18 protein-coding genes and 5 tRNA genes are annotated in these 18769 nt (G+C 41.9%); 18 read left to right on the plus strand and 5 right to left on the minus strand.

Annotated elements, in window-relative coordinates; translation table 11 throughout:
- The first annotated feature begins 41 nt into the window (after positions 1–41).
- The 13 genes from ACTQ1L_RS08680 to ACTQ1L_RS08740 all read left to right on the plus strand — a co-directional run bounded on the left by ACTQ1L_RS08680 (position 42) and on the right by ACTQ1L_RS08740 (position 9019).
- Positions 42–114: transfer RNA gene (locus tag ACTQ1L_RS08680), tRNA-Val, on the plus strand.
- Positions 115–140: 26 nt separating this feature from the next.
- A tRNA-Met gene (locus ACTQ1L_RS08685) sits at positions 141–214 on the plus strand.
- 23 nt (positions 215–237) lie between these two features.
- Positions 238–310, plus strand: a tRNA-Val gene (locus tag ACTQ1L_RS08690).
- Between the two features lie 26 nt (positions 311–336).
- Positions 337–410 (plus strand) — tRNA-Met (locus ACTQ1L_RS08695).
- 68 nt (positions 411–478) lie between these two features.
- Positions 479–1546 (plus strand): 5' nucleotidase, NT5C type, encoded by a 1068-nt coding sequence (locus ACTQ1L_RS08700; RefSeq protein WP_173849080.1) that lies wholly within the window; start codon positions 479–481, stop codon positions 1544–1546.
- 146 nt (positions 1547–1692) lie between these two features.
- Complete coding sequence (locus ACTQ1L_RS08705) at positions 1693–3003, plus strand: O-acetylhomoserine aminocarboxypropyltransferase/cysteine synthase family protein (RefSeq protein ID WP_015568713.1); 1311 nt, start codon at positions 1693–1695, stop codon at positions 3001–3003.
- 244 nt (positions 3004–3247) lie between these two features.
- Complete coding sequence (gene pta / locus ACTQ1L_RS08710) at positions 3248–4231, plus strand: phosphate acetyltransferase (RefSeq protein ID WP_321110883.1); 984 nt, start codon at positions 3248–3250, stop codon at positions 4229–4231.
- Positions 4232–4430: 199 nt separating this feature from the next.
- Entirely contained in the window at positions 4431–4964 is a 534-nt protein-coding gene (gene ispF / locus ACTQ1L_RS08715; protein WP_321110882.1) for a 2-C-methyl-D-erythritol 2,4-cyclodiphosphate synthase, read from the plus strand.
- Between the two features lie 70 nt (positions 4965–5034).
- Positions 5035–6462, plus strand: coding sequence for a cysteine--tRNA ligase (gene cysS, locus ACTQ1L_RS08720; protein WP_321110880.1), 1428 nt, complete (start codon positions 5035–5037; stop codon positions 6460–6462).
- A 1-nt stretch (position 6463) separates the two neighbouring features.
- Positions 6464–6892 carry a Mini-ribonuclease 3 gene (locus tag ACTQ1L_RS08725; RefSeq protein ID WP_441366628.1) on the plus strand — a complete coding sequence of 143 codons (429 nt, stop codon included), beginning with the start codon at positions 6464–6466 and terminating at the stop codon, positions 6890–6892.
- Positions 6893–6911: 19 nt separating this feature from the next.
- Positions 6912–7679, plus strand: coding sequence for a 23S rRNA (guanosine(2251)-2'-O)-methyltransferase RlmB (rlmB, locus tag ACTQ1L_RS08730; RefSeq protein ID WP_441366629.1), 768 nt, complete (start codon positions 6912–6914; stop codon positions 7677–7679).
- A 65-nt stretch (positions 7680–7744) separates the two neighbouring features.
- Positions 7745–8350 carry a sigma-70 family RNA polymerase sigma factor gene (locus ACTQ1L_RS08735; protein WP_306758260.1) on the plus strand — a complete coding sequence of 202 codons (606 nt, stop codon included), beginning with the start codon at positions 7745–7747 and terminating at the stop codon, positions 8348–8350.
- 12 nt (positions 8351–8362) lie between these two features.
- Complete coding sequence (locus ACTQ1L_RS08740) at positions 8363–9019, plus strand: adaptor protein MecA (protein ID WP_321110873.1); 657 nt, start codon at positions 8363–8365, stop codon at positions 9017–9019.
- A gap of 88 nt (positions 9020–9107) precedes the next feature.
- On the opposite strand, the gene ACTQ1L_RS08745 is transcribed toward ACTQ1L_RS08740, so the two are convergent.
- Both ACTQ1L_RS08745 and ACTQ1L_RS08750 read right to left on the minus strand, forming a co-directional pair.
- The gene (locus tag ACTQ1L_RS08745) at positions 9108–9467 is read right to left on the minus strand and encodes a response regulator (protein WP_308656569.1); all 360 of its coding nucleotides are present in this window, start codon (positions 9465–9467) and stop codon (positions 9108–9110) included.
- A gap of 3 nt (positions 9468–9470) precedes the next feature.
- Positions 9471–10049, minus strand: coding sequence for a chemotaxis protein CheC (locus ACTQ1L_RS08750; RefSeq protein ID WP_441366632.1), 579 nt, complete (start codon positions 10047–10049; stop codon positions 9471–9473).
- A gap of 129 nt (positions 10050–10178) precedes the next feature.
- On the opposite strand from ACTQ1L_RS08750, the gene ACTQ1L_RS08755 reads away from it, so the two are divergent.
- Positions 10179–12086 (plus strand): BMP family ABC transporter substrate-binding protein, encoded by a 1908-nt coding sequence (locus ACTQ1L_RS08755; protein WP_441366633.1) that lies wholly within the window; start codon positions 10179–10181, stop codon positions 12084–12086.
- Positions 12086–12676, plus strand: a complete 591-nt coding sequence (locus ACTQ1L_RS08760; RefSeq protein ID WP_321110866.1) for a metallophosphoesterase family protein — start codon at positions 12086–12088, stop codon at positions 12674–12676. Before ACTQ1L_RS08755 ends, ACTQ1L_RS08760 begins: the two co-directional genes overlap by 1 nt.
- A gap of 369 nt (positions 12677–13045) precedes the next feature.
- Here ACTQ1L_RS08760 and ACTQ1L_RS08765 read toward each other — a convergent pair.
- Both ACTQ1L_RS08765 and ACTQ1L_RS08770 read right to left on the minus strand, forming a co-directional pair.
- A tRNA-Thr gene (locus tag ACTQ1L_RS08765) sits at positions 13046–13117 on the minus strand.
- Between the two features lie 93 nt (positions 13118–13210).
- A complete protein-coding gene (locus ACTQ1L_RS08770) occupies positions 13211–13978 on the minus strand; it encodes a lytic transglycosylase domain-containing protein (protein WP_441366635.1) in 768 nt (255 codons plus the stop codon).
- Between the two features lie 171 nt (positions 13979–14149).
- On the opposite strand from ACTQ1L_RS08770, the gene ACTQ1L_RS08775 reads away from it, so the two are divergent.
- Positions 14150–15418 carry a diaminopimelate decarboxylase gene (locus tag ACTQ1L_RS08775; protein ID WP_441366637.1) on the plus strand — a complete coding sequence of 423 codons (1269 nt, stop codon included), beginning with the start codon at positions 14150–14152 and terminating at the stop codon, positions 15416–15418.
- A gap of 4 nt (positions 15419–15422) precedes the next feature.
- On the opposite strand, the gene ACTQ1L_RS08780 is transcribed toward ACTQ1L_RS08775, so the two are convergent.
- Positions 15423–16160 (minus strand): helix-turn-helix domain-containing protein, encoded by a 738-nt coding sequence (locus ACTQ1L_RS08780; protein ID WP_321110860.1) that lies wholly within the window; start codon positions 16158–16160, stop codon positions 15423–15425.
- 343 nt (positions 16161–16503) lie between these two features.
- On the opposite strand from ACTQ1L_RS08780, the gene ACTQ1L_RS08785 reads away from it, so the two are divergent.
- Together ACTQ1L_RS08785 and ACTQ1L_RS08790 are read left to right on the plus strand one after the other, a co-directional pair.
- A complete protein-coding gene (locus tag ACTQ1L_RS08785) occupies positions 16504–16779 on the plus strand; it encodes a hypothetical protein (RefSeq protein WP_441366639.1) in 276 nt (91 codons plus the stop codon).
- 31 nt (positions 16780–16810) lie between these two features.
- Positions 16811–18769, plus strand: a complete 1959-nt coding sequence (locus ACTQ1L_RS08790; protein WP_441366707.1) for a fructose-1,6-bisphosphatase — start codon at positions 16811–16813, stop codon at positions 18767–18769.

An 18769-nucleotide genomic window follows, 5' to 3' on the forward strand; every position in this document is an offset into this window, starting at 1 on the left:
AGGTGCCGACTGTATATAATAATCAAGTCGGTTGACGACATGGGATCTTAGCTCAGCTGGGAGAGCATCTGCCTTACAAGCAGAGGGTCACAGGTTCGAGCCCTGTAGGTCCCATCCTTTTAAAGGATATCAATCAATATGGCGAGGTGGCTCAACTGGCTAGAGCGTCCGGTTCATACCCGGGAGGTTGAGAGTTCGAGTCTCTCCCTCGCTACTTTACTTCAGCAGAAGTGACACGGGATCTTAGCTCAGCTGGGAGAGCATCTGCCTTACAAGCAGAGGGTCACAGGTTCGAGCCCTGTAGGTCCCATCCTTTTAAAGGTATCAATCAAATATGGCGAGGTGGCTCAACTGGCTAGAGCGTCCGGTTCATACCCGGGAGGTTGAGAGTTCGAGTCTCTCCCTCGCTACTTGTTAAGACTTGCAGTTGTTGCAGGTCTTTTTGTTATAAATAGTTACGAAACAGAAAGGGATAAGCATGATAAGACCTAAAATAGGACTTGACTGGGATGATGTGACAGCCCCATTCAACAGTATAGCCATAGATATGGCAAACAAAAAATATAATATCACCCCACCGCTTGAACTGGAGGATATAGATTCGTGGGAGAATACCGGCAGAGCCTCTGTCATAAAGGAATTTTACCGGGATAATACACTTTACGAGAGGCAGAAGCCTACAGAAGAGACAAAGCGGATGATAAGAAAGCTCATGGATATCGGAGAGGTATATTTTATCACGGCGGTGGCACCGGGCTTCATGGGAGTGAGGGCGAGTCAGATAATGGAGGCATTTCCTGATTTTCCGACAGAAAATATCATACTTGGCAATGCAAAAAATCTCGTGCAGTTTGATATTATTTTAGATGATGCCATACACAATGTGCTTGAGACACCGGCCACATATCCTGTGCTCATGCGAAAGCCGTGGAATTCAAAAATGACAGGACTTTTATCTGTTAATAATATCACAGAGTTTGTATATCTCGTGGAGCAGATAATAAATGCGTCACTATATAGAAATAAAAATATAAAGAATCCGTCAGTTGTGGCGCTTGTCGGACCATCAGGCTCGGGAAAGACAGCGCTATCAGACAGTCTGTGCGCCATGGAGCAGTTTGAGAATCCGAAAACATACTGTACCAAGCCCGGAGATAAGCACAGGTACCTGACGGAGGAGGAGTTCAATGCGCAGGATTTCTTTGAAAAGACAAGATATGCAGGAATACAGTATGGCACCAAAATGGAGGATATAGAGGCAGTGCTTGAAAAGGGACATTTTGTCGTGATGCCACTTGACATGTGCGGTGCCATTGCAATGAAGCGTCATTTTCCTACTGTAATAGTGTATGTGGCACGTGACAAGGAGCTCTTAATCCGGGATATCATAGAACAGGATTACTCGATAGAAGAAAAGACACTTCGTATTCTGTCCATAGATGCCGAGAAACGTAACCGCCAGATATGTGATTATGCAGTAAATAACATGGACGTTGGTGCAGCTACGAGAGAACTTGCAGATGTTTTAAAGAATATGCAGCTATAAAATATGTTTATAGCAAGCTCTTAGTTATAAGTATTAACACTTTTCCTAGAAAGATGGTATGATATGTTTAGTTCAAGGGAACAGCATCCCGAAATTAAAATTAAAAACAAATAACATTAACATATCATTAATAGGAGGATATTAATATGAGCAAGAAACATTATGCAGACAGAAATTTGAAATTTGAGACATTACAATTACATGTAGGACAGGAAACACCTGATCCGGTTACAGATGCGAGAGCAGTTCCAATCTACCTTACTTCATCATATGTGTTCCATAACAGTGAGCATGCGGCAGACAGATTCGGACTCAGAGATGCAGGAAATATATACGGCAGACTGACAAACCCTACAGAGGATGTATTTGAGAGAAGAATTGCAGCACTCGAGGGTGGCGTGGCAGCACTTGCTGTTGGTTCCGGAGCAGCGGCACTCACATATGCTTTCCAGGCAGTAGCACACGCAGGTGACCATATTGTTGCAGCAAAGAATATCTACGGCGGTACATACAATCTCTTGGCACACACACTTCCTGATTACGGAATTGAGGCTACATTCGTAGATCCATTCGATTATGATGGAATCAAGGCTGCCATCAAAGAGAATACAAAAGCTATTGAAATCGAGACACTCGGAAATCCAAACTCAGAGGTAGTAGATATCGAAAAAATTGCAAATATCGCTCATGAGGCAGGAATCCCGCTTATCGTAGATAATACCTTTGCTACACCATATCTTGTCCGTCCGATTGAGTACGGTGCTGATATCGTGGTTCACTCAGCAACAAAGTTCATCGGTGGACACGGAACAACAATTGGTGGAGTCATAATTGACAGCGGTAAATTCGACTGGACACAGAATGATAAATGGCCATGGCTTGTAGAGCCAAACGTATCATACCACGGAGTAAGCTTTGCAAAGGATTGCGCACCGGCAGCATTTGCGACATATATCAGGGCAATTTTACTTCGTGATACAGGAGCAACAATTTCGCCTGTTCATTCATTTATCTTCCTTCAGGGACTTGAGACACTTTCGCTTCGTGTGGAGCGTCATGTTGAGAATGCACTCAAGGTAGTTCAGTACTTAAAGGATCAGCCACTCGTAGAGAAGGTTAATCATCCATCTATTTCAGAGGATAAAGAGCAGCAGGAACTTTACAAGAAATACTTCCCTAACGGAGGCGGCTCTATATTTACATTCGAGATTAAGGGTGGAGCAAAGGAAGCGCAGAAATTTATTGACAACCTTGAGCTTTTCTCACTGCTTGCAAACGTAGCTGATGTTAAGTCACTTGCTATACATCCGGCTTCTACCACACACTCAGAGTGCAATGAAGCAGAGCTCTTAGATCAGGGCATCAAGCCAAACACAATCCGTCTTTCAATCGGAACTGAGAATGTGGATGATATAATTGAGGATCTTGATGAGGCATTTAAGGCACTTGCAGAGTAAATGGTTTTTCATGATAAATACTCCTTAAACGAATAAATAGTGATCATTATAAAAGGAATCGGAAAATATTAATCCGGTTCCTTTTATTGTGCCATGAAATATCTTGAATTGGATTTTTTCGCGAACATCTTGACAACCTTTTAACAATTATTGATATTCGTGAAAAATAAGTATATTATAGTCAGTGGTGTGAAACCAGATATAGTTTTAAATAATAAATAATATACATAAAGGAGACATTATCATGTTTGGATTTGGTCAGTTAATCGAAATATTAAAGAAAAACCCAAAGAAAATCGTATTCACAGAGGGAGAGGATTCACGTATCCTTGAGGCAGCTTCGCGTTTACTTGCAAGCAACTTCTTACATCCTATCCTTGTCGGAGATCCTGAGAAGATTAATGCAAGCGCTGAGAAGAGCGGTTTCAATATCCGTGGAGCAGAGATTATAGATCCTATGAAATTTGACCGTATGGATGAGATGGTTGAATTATTCTGCGAGCTTCGTAAGAGCAAGGGTGTTACACCGGAGCAGGCTAAGGGAATTCTTTCATCAGCTAACTACTTTGGAACAATGCTTGTAAAGATGGGTATCGCAGACGCACTTCTCGGAGGAGCTACATACTCAACAGCAGATACAGTTCGTCCGGCATTACAGCTTATCAAGACAAAGCCTGGCAACACAATCGTATCTTCATGCTTTATCCTTGTTCGTCCATCTGCTACAGGTGAGAATGAGGTGCTTGCAATGAGCGACTGCGCTATCAATATCCATCCTACAGAGGACGAGCTTGTTGAAATCGCAGGAGAATCAGCAGAGTGTGCTAAGATCTTCGGTATCGATCCAAAGGTTGCATTCTTAAGCTACTCAACACTTGGCTCAGGAAAGGGCGAGGATGTTGACAAGATGAGAAACGCAGCTCACAAGGCAAAAGAAAAATATCCAAATCTTCCAATCGAGGGAGAAATCCAGTTTGACGCAGCAGTTGCACCACGTGTAGCCCGCACAAAGTGCCCACAGTCTGAGGTTGCGGGTCATGCAAATACATTTATCTTCCCTGACATCAACGCAGGAAATATCGGATACAAGATTGCACAGAGACTTGGTAATTTCGAAGCATACGGCCCAATCCTTCTTGGACTCAATGCTCCAATCAATGACCTTTCTCGTGGATGTAATGCAGGAGAGGTTTACTCAATGGCTATCATCACTGCAGCACTTGCATAAGACATTTAATGGACTATTTCAATTTTAATAAAGACCGCTCCGGTTTGTCCGGGGCGGTCTTTTATTTGAAAATAGCTTAAAATAATATCTTGGCGCAACAGGAAAAATAAGGTATACTATATTTAAAAAACCAAAATACAGAGCAATGACAGTTGGCAATAACATGAGGTATTGTATCTGATAGAAAGAGAGACGATATATGAGAGTAGGAATGGGCTATGATGTGCACAAGCTTGTTGAGGGCAGAGATTTGATTTTAGGAGGAGTGAAGGTTCCGCATACACTCGGGCTTTTAGGCCATTCGGATGCCGATGTACTGTTGCATGCGATAATGGATGCACTCTTGGGTGCAGCGGCACTTGGCGATATTGGAAAGCATTTCCCGGATACAGACCCGGCATATGAGGGTATTTCGAGTCTTAAGCTTTTGGAGCATGTGAGAGAGCTCATTGCAAAAAAAGGCTATGTGATAGAAAACATAGATGCGACAGTAATTGCACAAAAGCCGAAGCTTCGTCCGTATATTGAGCAGATGGAGCAGAATGTGGCTGATACGCTGCAAATCGCAAAGGAGCAGGTAAATATAAAGGCGACGACCGAGGAGTGGCTTGGTTTTACAGGCCGCGAGGAGGGAATTGCATCACAGGCAATCTGCTCACTTACAGGTCTCTATGAGGCAAGTATGCAGGTCGGAGGCGGATGCAGCGGCTGTGGAGGCTGTCAGGCCGATTGATTTGAATATATAGGGAAAACATGCTAAAATAAAAAGATAGTTATAAATCATCCAAAAGGAGATATAAATAATGGAGAACAATTTCAAGTTTTACAATACACTCACAAGACAGATTGATACTGTTGTTCCACGTGTTGACGGCAAAATCGGCATGTATACATGTGGACCTACAGTTTACCATTTTGCACATATCGGAAATATCCGCTCATACATCATGGAGGATGTGCTTGAGAAGGCACTTCGCTATGTGGGCTATGATGTAAAGCGTGTCATGAATATTACAGATGTGGGACATCTCTCAAGCGACGGAGATACCGGAGAGGACAAGATGCTAAAGGGCGCAAAGCGTGAACACAAGAGCGTCATGGAGGTAGCAAAGGAGTACACGGACGCCTTTTTCAAGGATTTTACAGCCGTACACAACAGAATGCCTGATGTAGTGGAGCCTGCAACCAACTGTATTCAGGAGTTTATCAATATGGTGGAGGTGCTTATCGAGAAGGGCTATGCCTATTTTGCAGGAGGCAATGTATATTTCGATACATCAAAGCTTGATGATTATTTTGTGTTCTCTTCAGCAGTAGAGAAGGAACAGCTTCAGGTTGGAGTGCGAGATGATGTTGAGGAGGATGTAAACAAGAAGAATAAAAATGATTTCGTACTCTGGTTTACACAGTCTAAGTTTGAGGACCAGGCTCTTAAATGGGACAGCCCATGGGGCGTCGGATATCCGGGATGGCATATAGAGTGCTCATGCATCAGCATGAAGCATCTCGGAGAGTACGTGGATATCCACTGTGGTGGTGTGGACAATATTTTCCCACATCACACCAATGAGATTGCACAGTCAGAGAGCTATCTGGGACACGACTGGTGCAAGTACTGGTTCCATGTCAATCACTTAAATGACAGAGCCGGCAAGATGAGCAAGTCGAAGGGTGCAATCCTCACAGTTTCGGTGCTTCAGGAGAAGGGCTACAATCCGCTTGCCTACAGATTCTTCTGCTTACAGTCACACTACAGAAAGCCTCTTGAGTTTTCGTTTGATGCGCTCGACAATGCAGTTGCGGCATACAATAAGATTGCAAAGCGTGTGGCAGAGCTTAAGGATGAAGGTGATATTGATGAGACAGCTTTTGCTGACTTTAAGAAGAAATTTACTGATGCAGTCTCAAATGATCTGAATACATCAATGGCTATAACCATAGTGTATGATGTGCTTAAGGCTGATATCTCAGACAGGACAAAGCTTGCACTTATCGATGACTTTGAGCAGGTACTTGATCTGGGACTTAGGGAATCAGGAAAGGCATTACTTGAGGCATCGTCATCTGTAGACAGTGAGCTTGAGGCATTTATCAATGATAAAATTACAGAGCGTGCAGCCGCTAAAAAGGCAAAGGATTTTGCGACAGCCGATGCCATAAGAGATGAGCTTCTGGCAAAGGGGGTTGCCATAAAGGATACCAGAGAGGGAGTAAAATGGGAGCTTGTATAGTATGAAGATAGACTCATATATTAAGGAACAGTTTGGAATAAAGGATGTTGATATAAGGACATACTCTCCGCTTACACTTGCATATATCGGTGATGGCATATTTGATATTGTCATCCGCTCTGTTGTGGTGGGAAAGGGCAATACAAAGGCGAATCTGCTTCATAAGCACACAAGTAATATAGTAAAGGCACATACGCAGGCTCTCATGATAGAGGCACTTTTACCTCATCTGACAGAGGAGGAGAGTGAGGTGTATCACAGGGGGCGCAATGCCAAGTCGCCTTCCATGGCAAAAAACGCTACAATGGCTGATTACAGGAAAGCTACAGGGCTTGAGGCGGTCATGGGCTATCTTTATCTGAAGGATGATTTTGAGAGGGTTGTTTCACTCACTAAGCTTGGAGTGGAGCTTTTAGGAATTGAAATATAGCACAAAATAAGAGGAAAATATGGATAGTAACAATAAAGAAAAATTTCATGAGAATTATATAGAGGGCAGAAATGCTGTGCTGGAGGCTTTCCGTTCGGGAAAGACAATAGACAAGCTTTTTGTGCTTGACGGCTGTCAGGACGGACCAATAAAGTCAATCACAAGAGAGGCAAGAAAGCATGATGCAATCATAAACTATGTTGCAAAGGAAAGACTTGATCAGATGTCTGAGACAGGCAAGCATCAGGGTGTCATTGCAGTTTCAGCAGCATATGAGTATGCCGAGGTTTCGGACATACTGGAAAATGCCGAAAGAAAGGGCGAGCCGCCTTTTATCATCATACTTGACGGTATAGAGGATCCACACAATCTTGGCGCAATAATCCGTACCGCAAATCAGGCGGGTGCACATGGCATCATCATACCAAAAAGGCGTGCAGTGGGACTTACCCCTACAGTGGCAAAGACGTCTGCAGGTGCGATAAACTATACACCTGTTGCCAAGGTTACCAATATCTCAAATACCATAAAGGAGCTTAAGGAAAAGGGCATGTGGTTTGTATGTGCTGATATGGGTGGCACTACCATGTATGACTTAAACCTCACAGGTCCTATAGGTCTTGTCATAGGCAATGAGGGTGATGGAGTCAGCAAGCTTGTAAAGGAAAACTGTGATATGACAGCTTCTATTCCTATGGTGGGCGATATTGACTCGCTGAACGCATCGGTTGCGACAGGCGTGCTTGCATATGAGATAGTCAGACAGAGACTTAAGAGTGGAAAGTAGATTACATGTCGCGGGATGAGTGGTGTGTATTATGAATTGTATATTTATAGAATAGGAAGCATATAGTGGAAGATTACAGCGCATATACGGATGAAGAGCTTATTATGAGGATTCATAATGACAAAAATGACCATGGTGACAACAATGAAATCATGGACTATATATTGGAAAAGTATAAGCCGCTTGTGCGTAAAAAGACGAATGCACTCTACCTGATAGGCGGTGAGAATGATGACCTTATTCAGGAGGGCATGATAGGCCTGTTTAAAGCGGTCAGAGACTATAAGAGCGACAAGGAAGCATCTTTCTACAGCTTTGCACAGCTATGCATCACAAGGCAGCTTAGCTCGGCGCTTGAGGCTTCAAACCGAAAGAAACATATGCCGCTTAACACATATATATCCTTTTCGCAGAGTGACAGTGATGGTACAGAGTTTGAAGAAATGCTGCAAGATGATATTGCAAGTCCTGAGCAGCTTCTCATAGAGAAGGAAAAATTTAAGGAATTTAAGGAACAATTGTGGAATAAACTGAGTAATATGGAGAAAAAAGTGCTACAATTGTATCTGGAAGGAAATAATTATACAACGATAGCGCATATGCTTGGAAAATCAGATAAATCAATTGACAATGCACTATCCCGTATCAGACAAAAGCTAAAAAGAAAGTAGGTGAAGCTTGTTATGGAGTTTTCAAGAATAGGTGAACACACTATAAAATGTGTTATTTCAGAGGAAGAAATATACGATCTGGGATATACGATGGATGAAATCATGAGCAATGGCGAGCGTACCCAGGAGTTTATGAATCAGATATTTGACATGGCCGAGGAAGAGTTTGGCATAGATTTCAACATGGGAATAAAGACCGTAAGAGCAGATTTTCTTGCTGACCATACGCTTTCACTGACTTTTTCGGAGCATCCGGCAACAGAAGGCATGATGGAGCATTTAAAGGATATTGTGAATGGTCTGATTAATTCACTGCCACCTGAGGCTGTTAAGCAGTCAACTGAGAAAAACACCAAAAAACAAATAAAAAAACAGGATATGGTGTCGGTTGTTATGTTTATTTTTGAAAAGTTTGACGTTGCAGTCAGATTTGCAAAAATAATCAGGGGACTGCCATCGGCAGCGTCTCAGTTTTTTAAGTTTGAGGGTGAATATTTCATGAGTATGGATTTATCCGGCTATGATGAGCATGAGCTTGAAAAAATGTCTGTCATCGCAGATGAATATGCAGATGATATAATCGCAGGAGCTGACAAGAGAGCGTTTCTTATGGAGCATGCACAGACGATTCTTGGGGATAATGCCATTGAAAGTCTGGCACAGCTTTAAATAACTGAATAGTCACATTGAAATAAAAGCAAGAAAAAGTCCGCCGGATAAACCGTGCGGACTTTTTGAATACCTATGTATAAATGAATTATCCAAGAACTTTTCGGATGGACTCAATAACACGGTCTGCCTGGAATGGCTTAACGATGAAATCCTTGGCACCTGACTGGATTGCATCAATAACCATTGACTGCTGTCCCATAGCAGAGCACATAACACATGTGGCATTTGGATCTGCTGCCTTGATTTCCTTGAGTGCCTGGATACCATCCTTGTTAGGCATTGTGATATCTAAGGTTACGAGATCAGGCTTGAGCTCATTATATTTGGCAACGGCCTCATTTCCGTCTGCTGCCTCTCCTGCAATCTCGAATCCTCCTTTAGTGAGGATGTCCTTCAACATCATTCTCATAAATGCTGCATCATCTACAATTAAAATTTTTGCCATGGTTTAAACCTCCTGTTTTATAATCTGTTTAACAATACTTAGCGGATACAACTGTAAAAGATCGCTGTCTATCAGGTCTCCGACAGTTAATTTGAATGTTACCTTAACAATATCTGTTCCATTACATAATTCATCGGGTATTTCAAATGTTTTTTTATCCTTTGAATTAATGAGTGGGAAACCAATGTCTGTCGGCTCATTGAGAAGAGCAGACATTGAGGTGGCAATAGTGCCACACATCTGGTTCATAGCTTCAGAGATAGCTGAAAGGGTCATCTCATCTAAAGACATAGCTGAAACATTTGTTCCATCACCGCCCATCATAAGATTTGCAATAACCAATGCGTCATTTAATCTTATAATAAGAAGGTTGGTTCCGTCAAGCCCTTTTGTGTAAGGAACCTTAATTAAAATACGCTCGTCATTACATAGAGCGTCTTCTTTTTTCAAAACTTCTACATTTGGGGCAGTGATATTGGTTGATTTTCCGAGTATCAGGCTCAGTGTTGTTGCGGCGTTACCTATGCAGATGTTGGCAATTTCTCCGATAATATCTGCATTTTCCTGTGATATATCAGTCATTTTTCTTCCCTCCATATATTGTGGTACCTATTTCCTAACATACATTATATCAAAGTTTTGAGAAATATCAAATGAAATGTTTAATTTTTTTGAATTTATGTTAAAATAGTTTCAAAAGGAGATTACAATATGGGTGAAACAGAATATTCAGAAGCATTAAAGCTGGGAAAAAAAGAATACAGGGCAAGGATAGCTAAAGGACAGTTTCCTTATCTGCCAGTGCTTGATGAAATCTTATCAGAGGCAGATATTCAGACAGAGCAGAATATGGGGCTGGTCCAGGTGCCTTTGGATTTCGTTGTAGGAACAAGCACCATGGGCAGGACATATTCATTTGCGGCAAACTTTATGCCGATATTGGACGAGGAAACCGAATTTGCAGTGAAGTGGTCTAATCTGTCAGATGCACAGATGAATGAGGGAATCAGAGATCCAATCAAGGCATTTGAGTACATGAACAGGTATTATGTGCTTGAGGGCAATAAGAGGGTCAGTGTACTCAAGTACTTCAACGCCGTTTCGATTCCTGCAATTGTGATCAGAAAGATTCCAAAGCTGTCGGATGATTATGATGTGAGGCTTTATTATGAGTATATGAGGTTCAATGAAATCACGGGGCTTTACTCGGTGGAGTTTACGAAGCTGGGCAATGCTGATAAGCTTCTTTCGCTTGTTGGAAAAGAGGGCAGATGGGATGATGAGACCAAGGAAAAATTTGCGAAGGTAATGTTTGATTTTTCAAAGGTCTATAATTTCCGTGGCGGTGACAGACTAGACATCAAGCTGGGTGATGCCATTACAGTATTTATGGAGGTCTTTGGCATGGATGCCATGCTTGAGATGTCAGAGAGCGATTACAACAAAAACATCATCAATACATGGAAGGAGTTTGCCGCAGAGGGAGAAAAGCACAAGATAAATCTCGTGCTGGATCCGACAAAGGTGCAGACCAAAAAGAGTCTGCTCAATTATCTGATTCCTCAGACACCGAAGAAGCTTAAGGTGGTATTTTTGTATCCGAGAGAGCCAAAGACATCAGCCTGGCTGTATTCACATGAGCTGGGACGCAACTATCTGGATGATACGTTTTCTGACAGACTTGAGACTGAGTTTGTATCAGGCGTAGATGAGAGTAATGTGGAGCAGGTGCTTGAGGACATCATAAAGGCCGGCGCCAATATAGTTTTCTGTGTAGGACCGCAGATGATGCCAAACAGCTTAAAGGTGGCTGTAGCACACCCGGAGGTTTACATACTTAACTGTTCACTGAATGCGCCGCATCCATACATCAGAACTTACTATGGCCGTATGTATGAGGCAAAATTCCTTGCAGGAATGATTGCAGGAGCTGTGACAGACAATGAAAGGGTTGCGTATATAGCAGACTACCCGATATATGGTATGATTGCCAATATCAATGCATTTGCACTTGGAGTGGCAAGTGTAAATCCGCGAGCGAAGGTATATCTGGCGTGGTCAAAGACCAAGGACTATGACAGGGATAAATTTCTGACGGAAAATGATTTGCATTATGTGTCAGATCAGGATATTATCACTCCGAATGATGCATCAAGATATTTTGGACTGTATAAGCTTCAGGATGGTCAGGCATTAAATCTTGCCATGCCTATATGGAACTGGGGCGTGTTCTATGAGAAGCTTTTGCAGAGCGTGCTGGCCGGCTCTTACAAGACAGAGGGACAAGAACAGGCAAGGGCACTCAACTATTGGTGGGGCATGTCTGCAGGTGTTATTGACCTGATTTGTTCAAAGCATGTGCCTTATGGAGTAAAGAGGCTTGCGGATCATTTGAAGAGCGATATCACAAAGGGTGAGGTTGTGCCTTTCTTTGGACAGATATATAATCAGAAGGGCGAACTTAAAAACAAGGGTGAACACGAGATGAAACCGTCTGATATCATGAAAATGGACTGGCTTGTAGACAATGTTGTGGGTAATATTCCACCTATGAGTGAGTTTGTGGACAATGCAAAGATGGTGGTTGAACTAAAGGGTGTAGAGGAAAATAAACTGTAATGAAGATACTATTCTTAGCTGATGAAGAGTCGAAAATGTACTGGGAATACTTTAAGAAAGAGGATTTTAAAGGAATTGATATTATTGTATCATGTGGAGACTTAAACCCGAGCTATCTGTCCTTTCTGACAACGATGGTTGGAGTCCCTCTTTTGTATGTGCATGGCAATCACGATGACAAATACAATGTAAAGCCGCCGGAAGGCTGCATATGCATTGAGGATGAGATTTACGAATATGAGGGTGTACGGTTTCTTGGCCTGGGAGGCTCAAACCGCTACAAGCCGGGAGATAATCAGTATACGCAGAAGGAGATGACAAAGCGCGTTAAGAAGCTGTGGTGGAAGCTTAAGCGCAATAAAGGCTTTGATGTGCTTGTTACCCATTCGCCGGCAAAGGGGCTGCATGATGGTGAGGATATATGCCATACAGGCTTTGATGTGTTCAACAGGCTTATTGAGCAGTACAGACCAAAGTACTTTGTGCATGGACATGTCCATATGAGCTACGGCAGGCAGTTTGTCAGGCTTGACAAGGTGGGAGAGACCACTGTTATCAACGCGTACGAGAAATATATTGTCGAAATATAGAATATTATTGATAAATTAAGAAGTTGTTTGTAAATATTTACCAATTTTAAGAATTTATTTATTACATGGCTATATTTAGGACACAATTAAGTGTTACTATAATATCATCAAAAGGAGCTGTTGTATTTCAACCATGCGTTGGGGTACACTCAGTTCCGGCTAAAAATTATTCATGTGCACTGAGTTGATGTCGCATATGCTTTTCCTTATATATATTAAAAGCCACAGGTTTAAAGCCTGTGGTTTTTTATACAAAAAATTAAAAACCACCTTTAAAACGCAAATTTGATTTGAAAAAATGAGACACAAAAAATCCCCGAAACCCTTGATTTTACTGGAAAATCTTGAGCTTCGGGGCCCCTTAAAATAAGCTGATGACGGGAATTGAACCCGTGACCCCTTCCTTACCAAGGAAGTGCTCTACCTCTGAGCCACATCAGCAATTATCAACTCACTAAGTTTACTATATACGTCAGCATTTGTCAACCCAATTTGAATTAAAATATAATTTTATATGAATCAAAATACAAGTTATTATGAATTATAGTATGCCATAACCTTTGCTACATAGTTTTGTGTTTCTTTAAACGGCGGAATACCGCCATATTTTGCCACGTTGCCGGAGCCGGCATTGTAGGCAGCTAAGGCCAGGGATTTGTCACCATTATACTGGGTGAGCTTTTCAGATATGTATCTTGCACCGCCCATGATATTCTGGTATGGGTCATATGCATTTGTGACACCCAGTGAGGTCGCGGTCTGTGGCATGAGCTGCATGATACCCATGGCACCTGAATGGCTGGTGCATTCTGTGGAGAAGTCAGACTCGCACTTGGCGATAGCCTTAAGGAATTTGGCATCCACACCGTATTTCGAGGCGGCCTCATTGAAAATTGCATCAAGCTGTGCAGAGCATGACAAACCGGAAGCTGCTGCATTATATGTATTTGTATCTGAGCTGATGCCGGCTGAAGAACCGGTATAAGCCACTGTATTATTAACTGCGGCAGACTGTGGTGCAGTACTGCTGCAAAGCTCGATATTTATACCGTTTTGCTCAAAGAAACGCTGTACAAGCGACATATCAACAGAGCCACCGTTATTTTGTGTAATCAGCCTGTCGATGGCAACAGCAGCCACAGCTTTTTTAACATCGTCCAGAACCTGACCAAAATCAGCACAGGTGCTGTTTACGGCAGAGCTGTTATTGGCAGGGGTGTTATCACCGGTTGCAGTAACCTGACCGGTAGTTATATTATTTTTTTGTGTATTATCAATATACTGAAGTACTTTAATATTCATTTTCCTGTTTCCTGTCATATCTTAATATTGAATAGTTATCTCAATTATACTTAAAAAAGTAAAAACATTTACCTAATAAGAAATTATACCACAAAAATTCTTGAAAATATACCCATTTTGTTGTAGCATATGTTTTAGTACACTTTACTATGTAAAAGTTAGGAGATAAACATGAAAAAGACACCATTTGTGACAAAACAACAGGTAGAGGAAATCGTTAAAAAATTCCCTACACCATTTCATTTATATGACGAGGCGGGCATCCGTGCCAACGCGCAGGCTGTAAAGGATGCATTTGCATGGAATCCGGGTTTTAGAGAGTATTTTGCTGTAAAGGCTACTCCAAACCCATATCTGCTCAAGATTTTAAAGGATTATGACATGGGCTGTGACTGCTCATCATACACAGAGCTTATGCTTTCAAAATCATGCGGCTTCGACGGAGAGCATATCATGTTTTCATCAAATGATACACCGGCAGAGGAATTTGCATATGCAGACAAGCTTGGTGCTATCATCAATCTCGATGATTTCACACATATTGATTTTTTGGAGAAAACAATCGGACATATTCCGGAGACGATAAGCTGCAGATATAATCCGGGCGGAGTGTTTACACTGTCAAACGGCATCATGGACAATCCGGGAGATTCAAAGTATGGCATGACAAAGGAACAGCTTTTTGAGGCATTCAAAATTCTTAAGTCAAAGGGGGCTAAATACTTTGGTGTACATGCATTCCTTGCAAGCAATACAGTGACCAACGAGTATTATCCGCAGCTTGCAAAGGAGCTTTTTGAGCTGGTTGTTGAGCTTAAAAAAGAGACAGGTTGCGATATTAAATTTGTAAATCTTTCAGGTGGAGTTGGCGTGGCTTATAAGCCGGATCAGACACCAAACGATATATCAGTCATCGGTGCCGGTGTGCATAAGGTGTATGATGAGGTTTTGGTACCGGCAGGAATGGGCGATGTGGCTATTTACACAGAGATGGGACGTTTTATGATGGCTCCGTATGGCTGTCTTGTGACAAAGGCTATCCATGAGAAGCATATCTACAAGGAGTATATAGGAGTGGATGCGTGTGCGGCAAACCTTATGAGACCGGCTATTTACGGCTCATATCATCATATCACCGTGCTCGGCAAGGAGGATGCACCTTGTGACCATACATATGATGTGGTAGGCTCACTCTGTGAGAACTGTGACAAGTTTGCAATTGACAGACAGCTTCCGAAGATTGATATGGGAGACTATCTGGTAATCCATGATACAGGAGCACACGGCTTCTCAATGGGCTACAATTACAACGGACGACTTCGCTCAGCAGAGATACTGCTCGAAAACAATGGAGAGGCAAAACTCATCAGAAGAGCAGAAACTCCGGCAGACTACTTTGCAACCTTTGACTGCTTTGATGATATTAAAATAACAGAGTAATCTGCTAACGCACCTTGCAGAGCACGTATCCGAATTTTATCCATTTGCTCATATCATCAACATTATCGCTGTCGACATAAAAGGTCACCCCGTAATTGTTGATTGGTGTGAGCTCACATGGGTTTGTCTGGTGGAATTTTCTGATGTAAGCACGCTTGTTCTGTGCGTTGATAAAGATACCGGTATCGCCGTCGCGGATTGGGTTTCGACTGACTAGAAGTATATCGCCTTTATTATATACAGGATGTAGATGATTGCTTGTGATGCGGATTCCGATGTGAAGGGCATCACCGAAGGCTTTTCTGTAATTTGAAACATCAAGCTTTTCGACATTGTAGGAGTCCAAAATCATGCCATCGGCCATATTGCCTGTCGGGATGAGGACGGAAATCAGATCCTCCTTATCACTGCTTTCATCCTTGTAGGCAGACAGCGCAAGCTCAGTGTCTATAATCGAGTCTATAAGTATGCGTTGGTTTTTGGAAAGCTTTTTGATGCGTTTTACAAGGTCTACTACATTATCAGTGAAGCCTGTTAGTTCGCAGGCAAACCGTCCTGTCAGCTTGTATATCAGGTAAGCGGTGTAGATGTCTATACGAGAGGATTCTCCGTTTGCTATTCGCTTGTAGGTGGAGAGTGACATATCAAGTGCTTTTGCAAACTGTGCCTGGGACATACCAAGTTTTATGCGTTCGCGCTCAATATTTGTCGATATGTTGTTTGCTATTTCAAGTCGGTTCATTTATGAGCTAATCTCCCTTCTTTTTAAAAAAATAAACTCCAAATTTGGTCACGTATTGACATATTCAATCAGCTATAATGATTATTGTCAAAACATAAATTAAATATATAAGAAACATCGATTACTGTCAAATTGAAATGTTTGTTATAAAATAAGGGAGGTGCGATAAAACCTTAGAAGTGTAAGTTAAATATGACTTACACTTTTTTTTATTAAGTCATTATATAAAAGCTTTTGAAAAATTTATGTATTTTTAATAAGAATTTCGTTACAGGCATTGATTACCTACAATGCAATTGGTAAAATAGAATATTATAGAAATAACAAAAGAGTAGGTGAAGGTATGTCGCTTAGTTTTAGACAGTGGCGTGAAATGGCACTTTTAGAATATCCTGTGGTCAGTGACAAGTATTACAAAAAAGTGTATGAAAATATTGTAGTCAATCCACAGACGGGGGAGAGCACTTTGGTACAGCTTACACTTCAGGGAGTCCTGGACAAGTGCGAGGGGACCAATTATGAGGAAATAATTAAAAAAAGCATAATGAAATGTGTGTATACAGGCTGCAGACTAGAAAAGGAAATAAATAAGGTGATGAATCAATATTATGAAGTATAGTACGGAGAGATATGGTATGGATAATTTTATTATGGATAAAGAACATTTGCATTACTTAGAGCAGCTCTCTGAAATGTATCCCACAATAGGAAAGGCTTCATCGGAGATTATAAACCTCCAGGCGATACTTAATCTGCCAAAGGGCACAGAGCATTTTGTGTCGGATGTGCATGGAGAGTACGAGGCGTTTTCACATGTTCTGAAAAACGGGTCAGGTGCGGTCAGAAAGAAAATAGATGATGTATTTGGAGAGACTTTGAATAACTCTGACAAGTCGGCTTTAGCGACTCTCATATATTATCCGAGGGAGAAGATGGAGCTTGTCAAAAAGGAAGAGTCAGACATGGATTCGTGGTACAAGGCGACTCTTTACAAGCTTATAGAGGTTTGCAAGACGGTTTCATCCAAGTACACGCGTTCCAAGGTACGAAAGGCATTGCCTGAGGAATACGCATATGTGATCGAGGAGCTTATTACAGAAAAGCCTGAGGTCTTAAACAAGGAGGCTTATTATGAGTCCATTATCAATACGACTGTTGAGCTTGGCACAGCGGAAGAGTTCATAGTCGTATTGTCAGAGCTTATACAGCGTCTTGCAGTAGATCATCTGCATGTGCTTGGTGATATTTATGACAGAGGTGCGGGGCCACATCTTATCATGGACAGGCTTTGCAAGTATCATTCGCTTGATATACAGTGGGGCAATCATGATATAATCTGGATGGGCGCGGCAGCAGGTAATCTGGCATGCATAGCCACGGTTGTGAGAAACTGTATCAGGTATGGCAATCTGGATGTAGTGGAGGAGGGCTATGGCATTAACATGCTTCCACTGGCAACCTTTGCCATAAAAGCCTACAAGGATGATCCGTGCAGCAGATTCGTGTTCAAGGTGGCTCCAAGCGGAGCCGATAACATGGAGAGTGACCTAATTAAAAAAATGCACAAGGCAATTGCCATTATCCGTTTCAAGCTTGAGGGACAGCTCATAAAGAAGTGGCCGGAGTATGGAATGCAGAACAGGCTGCTTTTAGAACATATTGATTATGATAATGGAACTATTGAGATTGATGGAAAAACCTATCAGATGTTAGATACGCATTTCCCGACAATTGACCCATCTGATCCATACAGGCTGACAGATGATGAGGAAGAGGTAATACAGAGACTTCGAAGCTCATTTATACATTGCGAGAAGCTGCAGACACATGTAAAGCTGCTCCTTAAAAAGGGCAGTATGTACAAAATATATAACGGTAATCTTCTTTTTCACGGCTGCATTCCAATGAGGAAGGATGGCAGCTTTGCAAAGGTAAATATATATGGCAGGGAGTATAGCGGAAAGGCACTTTTTGATATACTCGATGCATATGTCAGAAAGGCTTTTTTCTCTGGTGATGAGGCAGAGAGGGAAAAGGGCCGTGATATCATGTGGTATATATGGACAGCTCCGTATTCACCATTATACGGCCGCAGGAAGATGGCCACCTTTGAGCGCTATTTCCTGGAAGAGGAGGAGCTTAAGACAGAAAAGAAAAATTATTACTATGATTACATAAATAAACCGGAAACTGCTGATATGATACTCAGGGAATTTGGACTGCATGATAACATAAATCATATAATAAACGGTCATGTTCCGGTACACAGGCTGCGTGGTGAGAGTCCGGTGAAGAGTAATGGCAAGGTAATTGTTATAGACGGCGGTTTTTCAAAGGCATATCGCAGGCGTACAGGCATAGCCGGATATACGTTAATCTATAATTCTTACGGGCTGACGCTCACGGCACATGAACCGTTTGAGTCTCCGGAAACTGCGGTGAGGGATGAGAGAGATATAGTCTCAAAGCGTGAGGCGGTTGAGATGATGGATAAGCGTATACTTGTTGGAGATACAGATATAGGTTTTAAGATGAAAGAAAAAATAGCAGATTTAAAGCTTTTGATTGCTGCATATCGTTCAGGCGAGATTGCAGAGAAAGACAATTGA

The sequence above is a fragment of the Agathobacter sp. LCP21S3_B2 genome, assembly GCF_052118705.1.
GTDB lineage: Bacteria > Bacillota > Clostridia > Lachnospirales > Lachnospiraceae > Roseburia.